We start from the raw sequence: 17,560 nt of genomic DNA on the forward strand, positions 1-17,560 counted from the left end.
TTCAGAATGAATGTACCGCACGCTCGCACCCTATTGCAGAAGCGTGCGAAGCGATCTTCGGTGAAGGTCCCACCATTGCCGGCCCCAGCTCAGGACGATGGGGGCGCCATCGGCATGACCATCCGAAACCTGAGGCCCGGCACGTTTTCAACGCTGATACTCCCGTTCAACAATTTGGTCACCAAGTTATAGACGATGTGCATGCCAAGCCCGGAGCCGCCGCTGCCCCGCCGGGTGGTAAAGAAGGGTTCAAAGATCCGTTTCAACACGTCAGCGCTTGCGCCAACGCCGTTGTCGGCATACTCGATCTGCAGGCGCTGGCCCGGCAACGGTTGCACGCTAAGCCGGAGCAGACCGGGCTGACCCTCCGCAAACGCGTGTGCGAGGGAGTTGCTGACGAAGTTCACGACGATCTGATAGATCGCGCCCGGGTACGTATCAATGACGATGTCTTCGGGGCACAGAATCGCCAATTGGTGTGGAGTCCGCTTCAGCATGGGCTTGAGTGCGAACGCCACTTCGTCCAGGTATTGCCCAAGGTTGATCGTGCGTCGCTCTTCGCTACCCTGGTCGACGGCCACTTGCTTGAAGCTCCGCACCAGTTGCACCGCGCGCTCGAGGTTTTTCAGAATCAGCCGCGCCGCTTCGATGGCATTCTGCTCATAGCGCTCCAGCGCGGATCGGGTCATATCGCCCCGGCTGCGCGCTTCCTGAAGCTGTTCGGTGGCCTGCTTCAAATGCGATGCCGCAGTGAGACAAATGCCGAGCGGGGTATTGATTTCGTGGGCGACGCCAGCAACCAAACCGCCGAGCGACGCGAGTTTCTCGGATTCGATCAGTTGCGATTGCGTGTCTTGAAGGCGACTCATCGCATGCCGCAATTCGCGATTGGCCTCGGTCAATGCGTGCGTGCGCTCATTGACACGGGCTTCCAATTGCTCATTGGACAGACGCAACGCTTCTTCGACCCGTTTGATCGATGTGATGTCGCGGGTCGTGCCGATCAGATGCGTTGCGCGCCCATTGGCATCACGGGCGACCGCCTTGCCGCGCTGCAGGAGCCAGATCCAGTCGCCATTAGCACCGCGAGCCCGAAAACTGACTTCGAGAAACTCCGACTGGCCGCGAATATGCGCACGCAACGCCTGGTTCAGCGCATCCCGATCATCCGGATGCACGGCCGCCAAAAAGAGTTGCGTCGGCCCGCCCAGCGTTAACTCCGACGCGAACAGCCCAGGCAATGGGTTGTCACGACGGACATACGCGTTCTGGACGTCATAGTCCCAGAGTTCATCGCGACTTCCCCACAGGGACAAATTCAGACGCCGCTCGTTCGCCGCAATGGCGGCCTGCTGACGCGCCCGCTCGGCCAGGTTGCGCCGGAATCGCCGACTCATGATCAAGATGACCGCCAAGGCCGTCAGCGCGTACAGGAGCAGCGCCCAGGGACGTTGCCACCACGGCGACAGCACGGTCACCGGCAGGCCAGTCGCGGGTCCGAAATCGAGACTATTGGCAGCCTGGGCACGCACTTCGAAGGTGTAGTGCCCGGCCGGCACGTGGGTAAACGAGGCGCTGTGTTGAGAACGGGGCAGGCTCAGCCATTGTTCGCTGAGGCCAAGCAGTCGATATTGGTAGCGAGTGGTCTCCGGACCCAGAAAATCCATGGTGGAAAAACTGACCGCCCAATCGGTCTCGTCGGGCTGCAGCACGAGCTCATCCAGAAACGCCGCGTGCATGCGCTGCCGCGCATCGGCGCGACGGGCGAGCCCAGAAACCGTTTGCACGTCGGTCAGCGTCACCGATGGTGCCAACTCGCTCGGGCGAAAGTCCTTGGGATGGAACGCGACCAATCCGACCAATCCACCAAAAAACACGCGGCCATCAGGGTCTAGCGCTTTCGCTGAGATGAAGTAGCCGGAGCGATCGAAGCCGTCACTCGCTTGCAAGTTCCGAATCTTGCCCGTGACCGGATCGAGTTCATCAATCCCGACGATACTTGCCACCCAGATCTTGCCCCGGGCATCTTCCAACAGGCTGCCTACGGCACTGGCAGACAGCCCTTCGCGTTTGCCGATCGCGCGAAAGCGCGGAGTCTCCGCGGGATCGGTTTCGATGACTTCCGCGACACCGCTGCCCTGCGTCGCAATCCAGATCGTGCCAGAGGCGGTTTCATGCACGTCGGTGACGACGTCGCTGGGCAGCGCGCCCGGATCATTGGCGTCGGCGCGAAAACGGGTCATTGTCTGCCGCGCCGGATCAATCCGGGCCAGGCCGGTGCCGTTGAGTCCGATCCAGACCCGGTGCCGACGGTCTTCGAACATGACGTTGATGAAGCTGCGGTCCAAGCCCGTATCGTGACTGCCAAGCATCTCGGATAGCGGTTGAAACGCCGGACAGGTGCGACAACGCACTTTGACACCGGCATCGTCGGTGCCCACCCAGATGGCCTGATCATGAGTTTGCATCAGCGCGCGCGCACCGGTGCTATCCAGCCCTTGACCGGTTCCAACGAAGGTCTCGAAGTCGGGGCTTCCTGCCGGCATCCGACCGACACCGCCGGCGACGGTCGCGACCCAAATCGCCCCCTCGGTATCTTTCATGACCGCTTGCACGTTGTTGTCTGGCAACGAGCGCGGATCTTGAGCGCGATGCTGAAAGTGCTTCACGACATTCAGGTCAGGGTCCAGTTGGACCAAGCCCCCGCCTTCGAACAAACCGAGCCACAGGCTGCCGTCGGATTCGCGGTGCAGCGCGCGAACTGGATTGCTCGGCAGGCTCGTCGCATCATCTTGGCGATGACGAACGAGGCGCAGCGCGCGCGTAGCCGGATTGTGCACGGCGAAGCCAGCCGTCCAGGTGCCAACCCAGATCTGCCCCTGACGATCTTCGAGCAGCGACGGAATGCGATTCGCCGGCAGACTCGCATTGTTGGCCGCATCATGCCGGAAGTTCAAAAACTGGCCGCTGCCGCGGTAATACGACAGCCCGTCGAACGTGCCGACCCAGAGTTCGCCCGTGCGGGTCACCAACATCCGCGTGATCTGATCATGGACCAGACTGTCGGGTTGTTCGTCGTGATGCTGGTGCCGGGCGAACAATACTCCGTCGGGCGCAAACTCCCAGAGGCCGAGTCGGGCATCGCCGACCATGATGCGTCCGTTGGGCAACTCCGCGAGTGCGACGGGCGTGAGCCCCTTGGGCCAGTTGTTCAGTGCCGGATCGGGCCACTGATTGATCGCGCCACTGGTGCCATCCCGCTTCAGCAATTGCCCATCGCATGCAATCAGGAGATCGCCGTTGGCCAGCTCCACCATCGTTCGAATGCGCTGCATACAGGCGTTGTCGTAGGCCAGGGTCACAAACGCGCCGCTGTCGCGATCGCGCCGCTGCAAGCCGCCGTCGACGGTCGCCACCCAAAGGTCGCCGTGCCGGTCGACCAGCAAGTCGCTGACGTTGTTCGACAACAACGGGCCCTTGGCCCCAGCTTGCAGCCGAACAAAGCGGCCGCTGGCGAGATTCAGTTGATTGAGCCCACCCGCGACTGTGCCGACCCAAAGACTGCTGGCATCGGTGGCGGCCAGGCTGGTGACATGATCGGCCGAAATCGAATGCGGGTCATCCGGATCATGCGCAAACACGGTGAAGCCATAGCCGTCGTAACGATTCAGGCCATCCTGCGTACCGATCCAGATTTGACCCGTTGCATCTTGAACCAAATCGCGGGCGGTCGAACTCGACAATCCACGATCGATGTTGAACGAGCGAAATCGGACCTGATTGCGATCGAGCGCCAGAGCCTCGGTACTGAGCAGCAACAGCAGGCTCAGTCCCCAGCGCGCCAGACCACGCGGGTCCATGGTCTACCCCGCCAGGAAACTGAACTTGGCCACAAATACGGCCGCGATGACCCACATGGCGAGCGGAATCTCGCGCGCGCGCCCAGACAACAACTTGATCAGCACGTAACTCACGAAGCCCACGGCAATGCCATGCGCGATGGAGAACAAGAACGGCATCGCGAGCGCGCAGAGCACCGCTGGAGCCGATTCCGTGAGGTCATCCCATTGGATTTCAGCGAGCCCACGGCTCATCAGTATCGCGACATAAATGAGCGCCGGGGCCGTTGCAAAAGCCGGTACGCTGCCCGCAAGTGGCGAGAGGAACAGCGACAGCAGGAACAGGCCGCCGACCACGACCGCAGTGAGCCCCGTGCGACCACCAACGCTCGTACCGGCTGCGCTTTCGATGTATGCCGTCGTCGAGGACGTTCCAAGCGCCGCACCAATCGCGATTGCTGAGGAATCGGCCATCAAGGCGCGATTGACGCGCGGCAGCTTGCCCTCGCGGTCCAACAATCCAGCGCGATGGGCTACCCCGATCAACGTGCCCGTGGCATCGAACACTTCGACGAGGAAGAACGTCATCACCACCGACAGCAGCCCGAGTTGCAGGGCGCCCTGGATGTCCATCGCGAACAGCGTGGGCGCAAGCGACGGTGGCATCGACACCACCCCTGCAAACGGACTCAAACCACTGAATATGGCAATCAACGTGACCCCGAGCACGCCAATGATGACGCCACCGCGCACCTTGCGATATTCGAGCACGACGATGGCGATCAGACCCGCGAGCGCCAACAGTAACGTCGGTTGATGCAGGTTGCCCACCGTGAGCAGCGTCGCCGGATGATCGACCACCAGTCCGGCATTCTTCATGCCGATCAGGGCCAGGAACAGGCCAATGCCCGCCGAGATCGCGAGCTTCTGTGATCGTGGAATGGCATTGACCAACCACTCGCGGATCTTGAACAAGCTGATCAACAAGAACAGACAACCGGAAACAAACACCGCACCGAGCGCCGCTTGCCACGAGTAACCAAGGCGCCCGACGACTTCGAACGCAAAGTACGCGTTGAGCCCCATGCCAGGTGCCAGCGCGATCGGATAGTTCGCATACAGCCCCATGATCAGCGAGCCAACGGCGGCCGCGAGACACGTCGCGACAAATACCGAGTCTTTGGGCATCCCCGCAGCCGACAGAATGTCCGGATTGACGAACATGATGTAGGCCATCGCCAAGAACGTCGTCAGCCCGGCGACCAATTCGGTGCGTACGGTGCTGCCTTGGGCCTTGATCGCAAACAAACGCTCCAGCATTGTCCCCGCTCCCTCGCGTGCGTGTCAGCCGATGCTACTGCGTGAATTTCCCTGCCTGCAATGCCGCCTGCGAAAAGCCCAAAACAGCCGTCGTCAAGGTCAGCCGCGCTGACGCTCCAGCATCAACAGCATCGATAACGCGAGCAGGACGCGCTCCTCGTCCGCAGTGCTGCGAAACCCGGACATCTTCTCCAACTTGAATCGGCGACCCAGCAATGACGGCTGCTTGACCAGCCGCACGGCAACCAGTTGGGTATGGTCAGTCACCAAGTATGCGGGGTTGAACACGTAGCCCGAGAAGAGGCCGATGATTGGAATATCGCCAAAGATGGCATCGAGAACCTTGATCCAGGCGTTCTCTTCGCGAATCGTGTAGCAAAGCTGCCGCTCGGCATCAAAGACCTCGTAGTGCGCCTTGAAGATCGACGCCCAGCCCTTGCGCGCGACGCTGCCGAGAAACTCGCCGGCCGCATTGACGAAACCGTAGGACGCCGAAAAGTCGAGCCACTGGTTTGCCTTGATCGTGTAGAGCTTCTGCGCTTCGGTCGCGTCCCGGCTGACCGTCAGCTCTTCGCGCAGTTTGAACATTTTCTGCCGCACGTAGAACAGGAGATTGTCGTGGACGTCGGTGACGCTGAAGTCGCTGGACAACGTTGTGATCTTGAAGGTCAGAGATAGTGGGTATTGGTAGCGCATGCCAGCCTCGATCCAGGATCACGCGATGATAGCGACGATTGCTTGGTTGTCGGCAGTCGCGCTGGGCTGCCACCATCGTTGCTGCCCGCAGTGTCGAACCGAACAATCCAGCACGAGGTGGCCCGCAAAGCAAAACGGCCCACCAGTAGGCGGGCCGCGCTGCGAGGTGGATGGACGACGCCACACACCTTAGTCTTGCTGTGTAATTGGTCGGGACGGTGAGATTCGAACTCACGACCCCTAGCACCCCATGCTAGTGCGCTACCAGGCTGCGCTACGCCCCGAGTCAGCAAGACTGAGTGCGCCATTGTGCCGACAATGCGCCAGTTTCACAACCACACATTGTGCGCGAACAAGGGCGCTTAGCGTTTCAACAGCTGCAGCACCTCTTCGAGCTCCATGCGGACCTGTCGGACCACTTGCGAGGACAGGCTCGCTTCAGCCTTTCCCTGCGTGCCTTCCAGCCGCTGCCGGGCGCCACCAATGGTAAAACCCTGGTCATAAAGAAGGCTTCTAATCTGACGAATCATCAGCACATCGTGCCGCTGGTAATAGCGCCGATTGCCCCGGCGCTTGACCGGGTTCAGACTGGCAAATTCCTGCTCCCAATAGCGCAGGACGTGCGGCTTGACGCCACACAAGTCGCTCACTTCACCAATCGTGAAGTAGCGCTTGGCCGGAATGGCCGGCAGTTCGTTATTGCTGGCTTGGTCCAACATAGGACTCAACTCGCGCCTTTAGCTTTTGCCCTGGACGGAACGTCACCACGCGGCGCGCTGAGATCGGGATCTCCTCGCCAGTCTTGGGGTTTCGTCCCGGGCGTTGATTCTTTTGTCTGAGGTCAAAATTGCCGAATCCCGACAGCTTGACGGCATGGCCGTTTTCCAAGGCATCACGAAGCACCTCAAAAAAGGCGTCGACAAATTCCTTGGCCTCACGCTTGTTGAGACCGACATGGTCGAATAGTCGTTCAGAGAGTTCTGCTTTCGTCAGCGTCATGTCAGCCCCGCAACTTCGCTCCCAGTGATTTTTCGAGTGCCGTCACGATTCGAGCCATCACGGGCTCAACGTCGGCATCCGTAAGCGTCCGCGATTCGTCCTGCAAAATCAAGCCCATAGCCAAACTTCTTGTGCCTTCGGGCAAACCTTTTCCAACAAACTCATCGAAAACAAAGATTTCCTTGAGTTCTGGACCCGCAGCGGCGACTGCGACCGATTTCATCTGACTGGCTGGCACCGCCTGCTGGACGACCATCGCAAGATCGCGCCTAACCGACGGAAACCGCGAAATTTCGGCAGATTTCGGAACTTTTCGTTGCACGATCGGTGCAAGATCCAATTCGAAGACGTAGCAGTCACTGTCGAGATCGAGCTTTTTCGCCAGACGCGGATCGAGGCATCCGATGAAGCCGACGCGCTCGGCGCCACGGAATACCGACGCCGAACGACCGGCGTGCAGAAAGTGCAGATCGGTGGGTTCGAACCGGTAATCAGCCGGGCCGGCCAATGCCAGCACGTGCTCGACATCTCCTTTCAAATCAAAGAAGTCGACCGACCGACGTGGCTCAGCCCATTGCTCGGCGCGGGCATTGCCAGTGATCACACCGGCGATTCGGGGAGTTTCCACCGGCGGCTCGTGGGCCCGAAAAACCTTGCCCAGCTCAAACAACCGGAGCCGCTCAACCTGACGAGCGGCATTGAATTTCAGATTACTGATCAGGCCTGGTAGCAAACTGGGACGCATCACCGCCAAATCGGCGTTCAGCGGGTTCGACAGGGCAACGGCCGATTGGTCCAAGCCCCAGGTTTGCAGGGCCTCGACCGACAGGAAGCTGAAGTTCAGTACCTCAAGGTAGCCGCGGGACAACAATGCCTGACGGACCTGAGCGTTCTTGACCTTGGCTTCGGGCTCGATCTTCAAGGCCAACTCGCCACGCGGGACGTTGGTCGGCACGCTGTCATAGCCATGTATGCGGGCCACTTCCTCAATCAGATCTTCCTCGATTTCGATGTCGAACCGTCGCGACGGCGGCGTCACCTGCCAGCCTTCGGCGGTATTCGCAACGTGCATATCGAGCGCGCGGAACAGATTCTCGACTGCGACATCCGCAATCTGCATCCCAATCACGCGCTGCAGGCGCGCCCGGCGCAAATGCACGGGCGGCCGCTTTGGCAGATGCGGCAGTGATTCGGCGCCATGCACCGGACCTGCTTGACCACCACACATCTCGACAATCAGCTGACTCAGGCGCTCGATCGCCTGCGCGGGCAATTCCGGATCGACGCCACGTTCGAACCGGTGCGACGCGTCGGTATGCATGCCAAGCTTGCGCGCACGTCCGATGATGGCCGGCGGCGCGAAATGGGCCGCTTCCAGATAGATCGCAGTGGTGTCATCGGTCACACGGGACGCGTGACCACCCATCACACCGGCCACTGCCTGTGCCGCCTGCTCGTCGGCAATCACCAGAAATTCCGGCGTCAACGACACCACGCGTTCATCCAACAGCTTGATCTGTTCCTGATCCCGTGCACGCCGCACGACGATGCCGCCATGGAGCTTCGCGTGATCAAACGCGTGCATCGGCTGTCCAAGCTCGATCATCACGTAATTCGTGGCATCGACGATCGCGCTGATCGAGCGCAGACCAGAACGTTCGAGACGTTGTTTCATCCAGAGTGGCGTCGGCGCTTTGGCGTTGACACCATGGATGATGCGGCCGAGATAGCGCGGGCAGTCTTCTGCCGCAGCCAGTTGGACGGCGCGGGTGTCGGAATGCGTGATTGCGACGGGCGCCGCCTGCGTCGCGGCACCTTGGCCAAGGCCGAACAACGCGCGCAGCTCGCTGGCCAACCCAGCAAGACCCAGGCAGTCCGGTCGATTGGGCGTCAGCTTGATTTCGATGGCAGCATCCGGCAAGTCCAGATACTGCGCGAGCGCTTGTCCCACCGGTGCATCAGCAGGCAGCTCCAGAAGGCCCGAAGACTCATCCGAAAGTTTGAGCTCCTTGGCCGAACACAACATGCCCGATGAGTCGACCCCACGGAGCTTCGCCGCTTTGATCGCCATGCCGTTCGGCAGATTCGCGCCAATGAGCGCGACAGGCGCCTTCAGTCCAACACGCGCATTGGGCGCACCACAGACGATCTGCAGGGGCTCGCTTGCGCCGGCATGAACCAGGCATACCTGCAGCTTGTCCGCATTCGGGTGGCGTTCGGCCGATACGATTTCGCCAACGACAACATGATCAAGCCCCTGCCCCAAGGGCTCCAGCCCTTCGACTTCAAGGCCTGCCATGGTGAGTCGATGCGTCAGCACATCGCGCGCGACGCGCAGGTCGACAAGCGAACGCAGCCAGTTTTCAGAGAATTTCATCCAGGTCTCCTGATCAGGCGAACTGCTTCAGCAGTCGGATATCGTTTTCATACAGACTGCGCAGGTCGGAGATGCCATACCGCAGCATCGCAAAGCGCTCGACGCCGAGTCCGAATGCAAACCCGGTGTAACGTTCCGGATCGATCTTGCAAGCGCGGAGCACGTTTGGATGCACCATGCCGCAGCCGAGCACTTCGAGCCAGCCCAATGAGCCGTCTGCACGTTCCCAACGGATATCGACTTCAGCCGATGGTTCGGTAAACGGGAAGTAGCTCGGCCGGAAGCGCATCTCGAAATCGCGTTCGAAGAACGCCGTGATGAACTGCTTCAGTGTGCCCTTGAGGTCGGCAAAGCTCGATGTTTCATCGACCAGTAGCCCCTCGACCTGATGAAACATCGGTGTGTGTGTCTGGTCGCTGTCAGCGCGATAAACCTTGCCCGCCGCGATGATGCGAATCGGCGGCTCGCGATTGGTCATCGCGCGGATCTGCACCGGTGACGTATGCGTACGCAGCAGGCGGCCATCCGGGAAATAGAACGTGTCGTGCATCGCCCGGGCCGGGTGATGCGGAGGGAAATTCAGGGCTTCAAAGTTATGGAAATCGTCCTCGATTTCCGGACCGTCGGCCTGGGAGTAGCCGAGGCGGGCAAAGATGTCGACGATGCGGTCGAGCGTACGGGTGATGGGGTGCGTATTGCCGCGTTCGCTGTTGCGACCGGGCATGCTGACATCCACGCGCTCCGCCTGCAGACGCGAGCGGTAGCTCTCGTCCTCGAGCGTGACCTTGCGCGCACTGATGGCTGCGAGCAACGCGTCCTTGGCCTTATTGACCTGCTCACCCTGGCGCTTGCGCGACTCTGGATCGAGCTTGCCAAGTTGTTTCAATTGCTCGGTGATCAGCCCAGATTTGCCGAGCCAAGTCACACGCAGGTGTTCCAGCGCATCGATTGATGCTGCCTGCCCCGCTTCAAGGATGGCGCTGTCCACGCGCACGTTCAGGTCGTCCATATTCTCCGCCCCTCTTTGCAGACTTCATAAAACCGAATGGGGAAAAGGCCAGGCCTTTTCCCCATCGTGGTGACACGGATGGCGGACGCGGCAAGCGTCCGATATCGACAGGGATCGGAGCCTTAGGCTGCGAGCGCTGCTTTGGCCTTCTCGGCGACGGCGCCGAAAGCCTTGATGTCATGCACCGCCAGATCAGCCAGGGCCTTACGGTCCATGATGATGTTGGCTTTCTTCATGCCATTGATCAGGCGGCTGTAGCTCAGACCGAACATGCGGGCGCCCGCATTGATGCGGACAATCCACAGCGCACGGAACTGGCGCTTGCGCTGCTTGCGGCCGATGTAGGCGTATTGAGCAGCTTTGGTAACAGCCTGTTTGGCAACTCGGAAGACCTTGCGGCGGGCGTTGTAATAGCCCTTGGCCTGGCCGATGATTTTCTTGTGACGACGACGAGCGATCACACCACGTTTGACGCGTGCCATGGTTCAGTCTCCTAACTTAGAGATAAGGCAACATGCGTGCGACGCGACCTGCGTCCTCCGCACGAACGTGGTTGGCGCCGCGCAGATTGCGCTTACGCTTGGTGGACTTCTTCGTCAGGATATGACTCTTGAAGGCATGACCGCATTTGAATTTACCCGATGCGGTCTTCCGGAACCGCTTGGCAGCGGCCCGATTTGTCTTGATTTTGGTTTTAGCCATGACACGACCTGTGTGTTGTTGTTAAACCCGGACAAGCGGCGGCGAACCGCACTTTCCATCCTGCTTGTCGAAGCGAATAAGGCAGTTGCCTGCCTGGTCAAACTGATCCGGAACTCAGCCCGGATCACTCGTATGCCCCACCAAATGAAGCCGATGGGACAGAGCGAGCCCGCAATAATAACAAGAAACGGCCCGGGTGTGCACCCAAGCCGCTGAACAGTGCCGAAAAATTGTGGCTTATTTGCGCTTGGGCGCGACCATCATGACCATCTGCCGGCCTTCAAGGCGCGGAAACTGCTCAATCGTGACTTCTTCCTTCAAGTCCTCTTCGAGCCGTTTGGCCATCGCAATGCCGAGCTCAGTGTGCGCCAACTCACGCCCCTTGAAGCGGATGTTGATCTTCACCTTGTCGCCCTCGGCAATGAAGCGGCGCAGATTGCGGAGCTTGATCTGGTAGTCGCCCTCGTCCGTGGTCGGACGGAACTTGAGTTCCTTGATCTCGATCTGTTTCTGCTTTTTCTTTGCAGCATTGGCCTTCTTTTGCTGCTCGAAGCGAAACTTGCCGAAATCCATGACCCGGCACACTGGCGGATCGGAATTCGGCACGATCTCAACGAGGTCCATATCGGCGTCAGCGGCCATACGCATGGCCTCATCTTTACTGACCACGCCGACCTGCTCACCATCTGGCCCAATCAGGCGCACTCGCGGAACACGGATTTCGTTGTTCCGGCGGTTCAATTTTTCGGTACTGATTCGAATATCTCCCTAACGATGGATCGGGACCGCCACATCCGGTAGCTGGCCCGACAATTTCGCGACCGTTGTTGGCCGATCGCGCTCCCGGCGGAACAAAACGCAGTCGTTTTGTCCCGCCAACGGACCCTCCTGGATCCGTCGCCTGGACACGCATGCCCGTATCCAGGGCCTCTATCTTAGCGCCAACTGAGTGCTCAGGCCTTAACGCCTTCGCTTTTCAGCTTGCCCAGAAAGGCATCGAGGCTCATGACCCCGAGGTCCTCACCTGCGGTTGTGCGGACCGAAACGCTTTGGCTGTCGCGCTCGCGGTCGCCTACCACCAACAGATAGGGCACTTTCTGAAGCGTATGTTCACGAATCTTATAGCCGATTTTTTCGTTCCGCAAATCAGCGTCTACCCGCAAACCCGCATCCACAAGCGTTTTCGTAGCTTGACCCACGAATTCGGCCTGGGCGTCGGTGATATTCATCACCACGGCCTGGATCGGCGCCAGCCAAACCGGCAGCGCGCCGGCGTAGTTTTCGATCAGGATGCCAATGAAGCGCTCCATGGAACCGACGATCGCCCGATGCAGCATGACGGGCGTGCGTCGGCTCGAATCTTCAGCGACGTATTCGGCGCCGAGGCGACCCGGCATCATGAAGTCCACCTGCATGGTGCCGAGCTGCCACGTGCGGCCGATCGCGTCTTTCAGGTGATACTCGATCTTCGGGCCGTAGAACGCCCCTTCGCCCGGCAGCTCCTGCCATTCGACGCCGGCCTTGGCTAGTGCGGCACGCAGTGCGCCCTCGGCCTTGTCCCAAGTCACGTCATCGCCCAGGCGCTTTTCCGGACGCAGCGCGATCTTGACTTGTAGCTCCTGGAAGCCGAAGTCGCCGTAGACCTTCAACGCTTGCTCGTGGAACGCACTGACCTCGGACTCGATCTGATCTTCGGTGCAGAAGATGTGGCCATCGTCCTGGGTAAAGCCGCGCACACGCAAGATGCCGTGCAGCGCGCCGGAGGCTTCGTTGCGATGGCACGAACCAAACTCGCCGTAGCGGATCGGCAATTCGCGATAGCTGTGCAGGCCCGTGTTGAACACCTGGATGTGACCCGGGCAGTTCATCGGCTTCACCGCGTACGTCCGCTTCTCGGACTCGGTGATGAACATGTTTTCTTTGTAGTTGTCCCAATGGCCCGAGCGCTGCCACAGCGACACATCCAGGATCTGCGGGCAACGCACTTCCTGGTAGCCGGACTTCTTGTAGACCCGGCGCATGTACTGCTCCACCGCCTGCCAAATCGACCAGCCCTTCGGATGCCAAAACACCAAGCCCGGCGCTTCATCCTGCATGTGAAACAGGTGCAGTTGCTTGCCAAGTTTGCGGTGATCGCGCTTCTCCGCTTCTTCGAGTTGCGTCAGGTACGCCTTCAAATCCTTGTCGTTCAACCACGCCGTGCCGTAGACACGTTGCAGCATCTCGTTCTTCGCATCGCCACGCCAATAAGCGCCCGCGAGCTTCATCAGTTTGAACGCGCGCAACTTGCCCGTATTGGGGACATGCGGTCCGCGGCACAGATCGATGAACTCACCTTGCGAGTAGAGCGACAGCTCTTCATTCGACGGGATGCTCTCGATGATCTCAGCCTTGTAGTGCTCGCCCTTGTTCTTGAAAAACGACACGGCCTCGTCGCGGCTCATGACGCTACGACTCACTGGCAGACCTTCCTTGACGATCGTTTCCATCTCGGCCTGGATCTTCGCCAAATCTTCCGGCGAAAACGGGGTCTTACGGGCAAAGTCGTAGTAGAAGCCGTTATCGACGACCGGACCGATCGTCACTTGGGTATCCGGAAACAGGCGCTGCGTGGCTTGCGCCAGTAGATGCGCCGTGGAATGGCGCAGGACTTCGAGCGCATCAGGATGCTTTTCGGTAACGATCTCTAGGGCGACGTCCGACTCGATGCGATACGACAGATCGACCAGCTTGCCGTTCACCTTACCCGCGAGCGCTGCCTTGGCGAGACCCGCGCCAATGTTGGCGGCGACGTCAGCAACCGTCACGGCCTGTTCGAACTCACGTTTACTGCCGTCGGGGAGCACTACTGCCAGCATATTTAACTCCAAATTCAAGACAACAAAAAAGGGCGCGATGTGCGCCCTTTTTCGGGGAAGCCCGCGCATCGCCAATCAGTGATTTGAAAGGGTTACTCGCGTCATGGTGATCGTGTTCTTGGAACTACGACTCGCTTCGGAAAAGTGGTGGGCGCAACAGGGATCGAACCTGTGACCCCTACCATGTCAAGGTAGTGCTCTACCGCTGAGCTATGCGCCCGAAGGGATCGTGATTCTAGCAGCGCAAGCATTCGCGAGGCAAGCTTTGAAACACGGATTGGTGCGTTCGGGGTCGGTGAACGCGGGCCAATCTACAATCTTTAGAAAAACGAAAGCCCGCTTGCGCGGGCTTCGTGTCTTGCAATAGGACCTTGGCAGTGACCTACTCTTGCATGGCTTAAGCCACACTACCATCGGCGCGGGTGCGTTTCACTTCTGTGTTCGGGATGGGAACAGGTGGGACCACACCGCTATGGCCGCCAAGGATTCGATTGGAGACGCGCTGTTGGAGCGCGTGCTCGCATGGGGTGATGGGACGTAACGAGTTTGCTTATTCGGATTTACCGGTAAGCAGTTTGGGAATGCTTTGGATGCTTCGTTGAGGAAGCGTTCCATATAGGAACTGAAGCGTCTTGAGGTTATAGGATCAAGCCACACGGATCATTAGTACTGGTTAGCTGAACCTTACGGTTGTACACACCCAGCCTATCAACGACCTAGTCTAGATCGTTCCTTTAGGGGACTTAAGTCCCGGGAGGTCTCATCTTGAGGCGAGTTTCCCGCTTAGATGCTTTCAGCGGTTATCTCTTCCGTATATAGCTACCCGGCAGTGCCACTGGCGTGACAACCGGAACACCAGAGATACGTCCACTCCGGTCCTCTCGTACTAGGAGCAGCCCCTCTCAAACCTCCAACGCCCACGACAGATAGGGACCGAACTGTCTCACGACGTTCTGAACCCAGCTCGCGTACCGCTTTAAATGGCGAACAGCCATACCCTTGGGACCGACTACAGCCCCAGGATGCGATGAGCCGACATCGAGGTGCCAAACACCGCCGTCGATATGAACTCTTGGGCGGTATCAGCCTGTTATCCCCGGAGTACCTTTTATCCGTTGAGCGATGGCCCTTCCATACAGAACCACCGGATCACTAAGACCTACTTTCGTACCTGCTTGATCCGTCGATCTCGCAGTCAAGCGCGCTTATGCCTTTACACACACTGCACGATGTCCGACCGTGCTGAGCGCACCTTCGTGCTCCTCCGTTACTCTTTGGGAGGAGACCGCCCCAGTCAAACTACCCACCATACATGGTCCCTGACCCGGATAACGGGTCGAGGTTAGAACGTCGAGCACATCAGGGTGGTATTTCAAGGTTGCCTCCATGCCAGCTAGCGCCAGCACTTCAAAGGCTCCCACCTATCCTACACAGACGAACTCAACGTTCAATGTAAAGCTATAGTAAAGGTTCACGGGGTCTTTCCGTCTTGCCGCGGGAACGCTGCATCTTCACAGCGATTTCAATTTCACTGAGTCTCGGGTGGAGACAGCGCCGCTGTCGTTACGCCATTCGTGCAGGTCGGAACTTACCCGACAAGGAATTTCGCTACCTTAGGACCGTTATAGTTACGGCCGCCGTTTACTGGGGCTTCGATCAAGAGCTTCGCTTGCGCTAACCCCATCAATTAACCTTCCAGCACCGGGCAGGCGTCACACCCTATACGTCCACTTTCGTGTTTGCAGAGTGCTGTGTTTTTGATAAACAGTCGCAGCGGCCTGGTCACTGCGGCCCAATATCGCTCAATGATGCACATCATCACGATACTGGGCGCACCTTCTCCCGAAGTTACGGTGCTATGTTGCCTAGTTCCTTCACCCGAGTTCTCTCAAGCGCCTTGGGATTCTCACCCTGCCTACCTGTGTCGGTTTACGGTACGGACTGCGTAAGCTGAAGCTTAGAGACTTTTCCTGGAAGCGTGGTATCGGTGACTTCAGCCTAATGGCCTGGTCTCGTTGCTCGGCGTATGACCCTCCGGATTTGCCTAAAGGATCCGCCTACCGACTTTCCCCGGGACAACCAACGCCCGGTACACCTAACCTTCTCCGTCATCCCGTCGCACTTACGCGAGGTGCTGGAATATTAACCAGCTTGCCATCGACTACGCGTCTCCGCCTCGTCTTAGGACCCGACTAACCCTGCGTCGATTAACGTTGCGCAAGGAACCCTTGGGCTTTCGGCGAGCGGGCTTTTAACCCGCTTTATCGTTACTCATGTCAGCATTCGCACTTCTGATACCTCCAGCAGACTTTACAATCCACCTTCACAGGCTTACAGAACGCTCCTCTACCGCGCACATTGCTGTGCACCCTAAGCTTCGGTATACCGCTTAGCCCCGTTAAATCTTCCGCGCAGGCCGACTCGACCAGTGAGCTATTACGCTTTCTTTAAAGGGTGGCTGCTTCTAAGCCAACCTCCTGGCTGTTTTTGCCTTCCCACATCGTTTTCCACTGAGCGGTAATTTGGGGACCTTAGCTGTAGGTCTGGGTTGTTTCCCTTTTCACGACGGACGTTCGCACCCGCCGTGTGTCTCCCATACATTCCGTCTCGGTATTCGGAGTTTGCAATGGTTTGCTAAGTCGCGATGACCCGCTAGCCATAACAGTGCTCTACCCCCGAGAGGATTCATATGAGGCGCTACCTAAATAGCTTTCGAGGAGAACCAGCTATCTCCAGGTTCGATTAGCTTTTCACTCCTAGCCACACCTCATCCCCTACCTTTGCAACGGGAGTGGGTTCGGGCCTCCAGTGCCTGTTACGGCACCTTCACCCTGGGCATGGCTAGATCACCTGGTTTCGGGTCTACTGCCCGCGACTATGCGCCCTTATCAGACTCGGTTTCCCTTCGCCTCCCCTATACGGTTAAGCTTGCCACGAACAGTAAGTCGCTGACCCATTATACAAAAGGTACGCAGTCGCCCCGAAGGGCTTCCACTGCTTGTACACAGACGGTTTCAGGTTCTATTTCACTCCCCTCACCGGGGTTCTTTTCGCCTTTCCCTCACGGTACTGGTTCACTATCGGTCGGTCAGTCGTATTTAGCCTTGGAGGATGGTCCCCCCATGTTCAGACAGGGTTTCTCGTGCCCCGCCTTACTCAATTTCATGCACTGTGCCCTTTCACATACAGGGCTATCACCTTCTATGGCTGGGCTTTCCATCCCATTTTGTTAAAACACAATGCACTTTTGGGCTGCTCCCCGTTCGCTCGTCACTACTGGGGGAATCTCGGTTGATTTCTTTTCCTCTGGGTACTGAGATATTTCAGTTCTCCAGGTTTGCTTCCCAACCCTATGTATTCAGATTGAGATACCGCTTGCGCGGTGGGTTTCCCCATTCGGACATCTCCGGATCAAAGTCTGTTGCCGACTCCCCGAAGCTTTTCGCAGGCTGCCACGTCCTTCATCGCCGCTGACCGCCAAGGCATCCACCGTCTGCGCTTGTTCACTTGATCCTATAACCCCAAAACGCCTTCGCGCTCAAAGTTACAAGAAAGCAAACCTCTACATTCTCGCTTACTTGCCTCAACGACACATTCAAAGCTCTATGCTTGACATGCAATGCTTCAAAACAACCCGACTTCCGTCGCGCCATCTCTCCACACGCATGGAGCAGAGCCCCAAACGCTTGTTACGTCCCATCTTGTCAAAGAACTGAGTCAGACTTCAGCGTCAGACTCAAAAAATGCTTGGGTTGGTCAT

Annotated in this window: 11 protein-coding genes, 2 tRNA genes and 2 rRNA genes; all 15 read right to left on the bottom strand. The window is 58.6% G+C overall.

Going from position 1 to position 17,560, the window contains the following annotated elements; genetic code table 11:
- Positions 1–89: 89 nt before the first annotated feature.
- Positions 90–3,860 carry a sensor histidine kinase gene (locus C7S18_RS13325; RefSeq protein WP_106892036.1) on the bottom strand — a complete coding sequence of 1,257 codons (3,771 nt, stop codon included), beginning with the start codon at positions 3,858–3,860 and terminating at the stop codon, positions 90–92.
- 3 nt (positions 3,861–3,863) lie between these two features.
- Positions 3,864–5,159 carry an NCS2 family permease gene (locus C7S18_RS13330; protein ID WP_106892037.1) on the bottom strand — a complete coding sequence of 432 codons (1,296 nt, stop codon included), beginning with the start codon at positions 5,157–5,159 and terminating at the stop codon, positions 3,864–3,866.
- Positions 5,160–5,258: 99 nt separating this feature from the next.
- On the bottom strand, positions 5,259–5,855 hold the full coding sequence (locus tag C7S18_RS13335) for an LURP-one-related family protein (RefSeq protein ID WP_106892038.1): 597 nt from the start codon (positions 5,853–5,855) through the stop codon (positions 5,259–5,261).
- 207 nt (positions 5,856–6,062) lie between these two features.
- Positions 6,063–6,139, bottom strand: a tRNA-Pro gene (locus C7S18_RS13340).
- A 78-nt stretch (positions 6,140–6,217) separates the two neighbouring features.
- Positions 6,218–6,574 carry a MerR family transcriptional regulator gene (locus C7S18_RS13345; RefSeq protein ID WP_106892039.1) on the bottom strand — a complete coding sequence of 119 codons (357 nt, stop codon included), beginning with the start codon at positions 6,572–6,574 and terminating at the stop codon, positions 6,218–6,220.
- A complete protein-coding gene (locus tag C7S18_RS13350; protein ID WP_106892040.1) occupies positions 6,552–6,854 on the bottom strand; it encodes an integration host factor subunit alpha in 303 nt (100 codons plus the stop codon). Before C7S18_RS13350 ends, C7S18_RS13345 begins: the two co-directional genes overlap by 23 nt.
- Position 6,855: 1 nt before the next feature.
- Positions 6,856–9,231, bottom strand: coding sequence for a phenylalanine--tRNA ligase subunit beta (gene pheT / locus C7S18_RS13355; RefSeq protein WP_106892041.1), 2,376 nt, complete (start codon positions 9,229–9,231; stop codon positions 6,856–6,858).
- 13 nt (positions 9,232–9,244) lie between these two features.
- Positions 9,245–10,240 carry a phenylalanine--tRNA ligase subunit alpha gene (gene pheS / locus C7S18_RS13360; protein WP_106892042.1) on the bottom strand — a complete coding sequence of 332 codons (996 nt, stop codon included), beginning with the start codon at positions 10,238–10,240 and terminating at the stop codon, positions 9,245–9,247.
- 122 nt (positions 10,241–10,362) lie between these two features.
- Positions 10,363–10,722 carry a 50S ribosomal protein L20 gene (gene rplT / locus C7S18_RS13365; RefSeq protein WP_106892043.1) on the bottom strand — a complete coding sequence of 120 codons (360 nt, stop codon included), beginning with the start codon at positions 10,720–10,722 and terminating at the stop codon, positions 10,363–10,365.
- Positions 10,723–10,738: 16 nt separating this feature from the next.
- Positions 10,739–10,942 carry a 50S ribosomal protein L35 gene (rpmI, locus tag C7S18_RS13370; protein ID WP_106892044.1) on the bottom strand — a complete coding sequence of 68 codons (204 nt, stop codon included), beginning with the start codon at positions 10,940–10,942 and terminating at the stop codon, positions 10,739–10,741.
- A 237-nt stretch (positions 10,943–11,179) separates the two neighbouring features.
- Positions 11,180–11,704, bottom strand: a complete 525-nt coding sequence (gene infC / locus C7S18_RS13375; protein WP_240624042.1) for a translation initiation factor IF-3 — start codon at positions 11,702–11,704, stop codon at positions 11,180–11,182.
- A gap of 191 nt (positions 11,705–11,895) precedes the next feature.
- Positions 11,896–13,800 carry a threonine--tRNA ligase gene (gene thrS, locus C7S18_RS13380; protein WP_106892046.1) on the bottom strand — a complete coding sequence of 635 codons (1,905 nt, stop codon included), beginning with the start codon at positions 13,798–13,800 and terminating at the stop codon, positions 11,896–11,898.
- 145 nt (positions 13,801–13,945) lie between these two features.
- Positions 13,946–14,020: transfer RNA gene (locus C7S18_RS13385), tRNA-Val, on the bottom strand.
- Between the two features lie 149 nt (positions 14,021–14,169).
- Positions 14,170–14,284: ribosomal RNA gene (gene rrf / locus C7S18_RS13390) — 5S ribosomal RNA — on the bottom strand.
- A 158-nt stretch (positions 14,285–14,442) separates the two neighbouring features.
- Positions 14,443–17,313: ribosomal RNA gene (locus C7S18_RS13395) — 23S ribosomal RNA — on the bottom strand.
- Between the last annotated feature and the right edge of the window lie 247 nt (positions 17,314–17,560).

The organism is Ahniella affigens, assembly GCF_003015185.1.
Classification (GTDB): domain Bacteria; phylum Pseudomonadota; class Gammaproteobacteria; order Xanthomonadales; family Ahniellaceae; genus Ahniella; species Ahniella affigens.

Bases quoted from the DNA above. Each gene is read 5' to 3' on its own strand.
- C7S18_RS13325 (WP_106892036.1), bottom strand. From the start codon at position 3,860: ATGGACCCGCGTGGTCTGGCGCGCTGGGGACTGAGCCTGCTGTTGCTG.
- C7S18_RS13330 (WP_106892037.1), bottom strand. From the start codon at position 5,159: ATGCTGGAGCGTTTGTTTGCGATCAAGGCCCAAGGCAGCACCGTACGC.
- C7S18_RS13335 (WP_106892038.1), bottom strand. From the start codon at position 5,855: ATGCGCTACCAATACCCACTATCTCTGACCTTCAAGATCACAACGTTG.
- C7S18_RS13345 (WP_106892039.1), bottom strand. From the start codon at position 6,574: ATGTTGGACCAAGCCAGCAATAACGAACTGCCGGCCATTCCGGCCAAG.
- C7S18_RS13350 (WP_106892040.1), bottom strand. From the start codon at position 6,854: ATGACGCTGACGAAAGCAGAACTCTCTGAACGACTATTCGACCATGTC.
- pheT (WP_106892041.1), bottom strand. From the start codon at position 9,231: ATGAAATTCTCTGAAAACTGGCTGCGTTCGCTTGTCGACCTGCGCGTC.
- pheS (WP_106892042.1), bottom strand. From the start codon at position 10,240: ATGGACGACCTGAACGTGCGCGTGGACAGCGCCATCCTTGAAGCGGGG.
- rplT (WP_106892043.1), bottom strand. From the start codon at position 10,722: ATGGCACGCGTCAAACGTGGTGTGATCGCTCGTCGTCGTCACAAGAAA.
- rpmI (WP_106892044.1), bottom strand. From the start codon at position 10,942: ATGGCTAAAACCAAAATCAAGACAAATCGGGCCGCTGCCAAGCGGTTC.
- thrS (WP_106892046.1), bottom strand. From the start codon at position 13,800: ATGCTGGCAGTAGTGCTCCCCGACGGCAGTAAACGTGAGTTCGAACAG.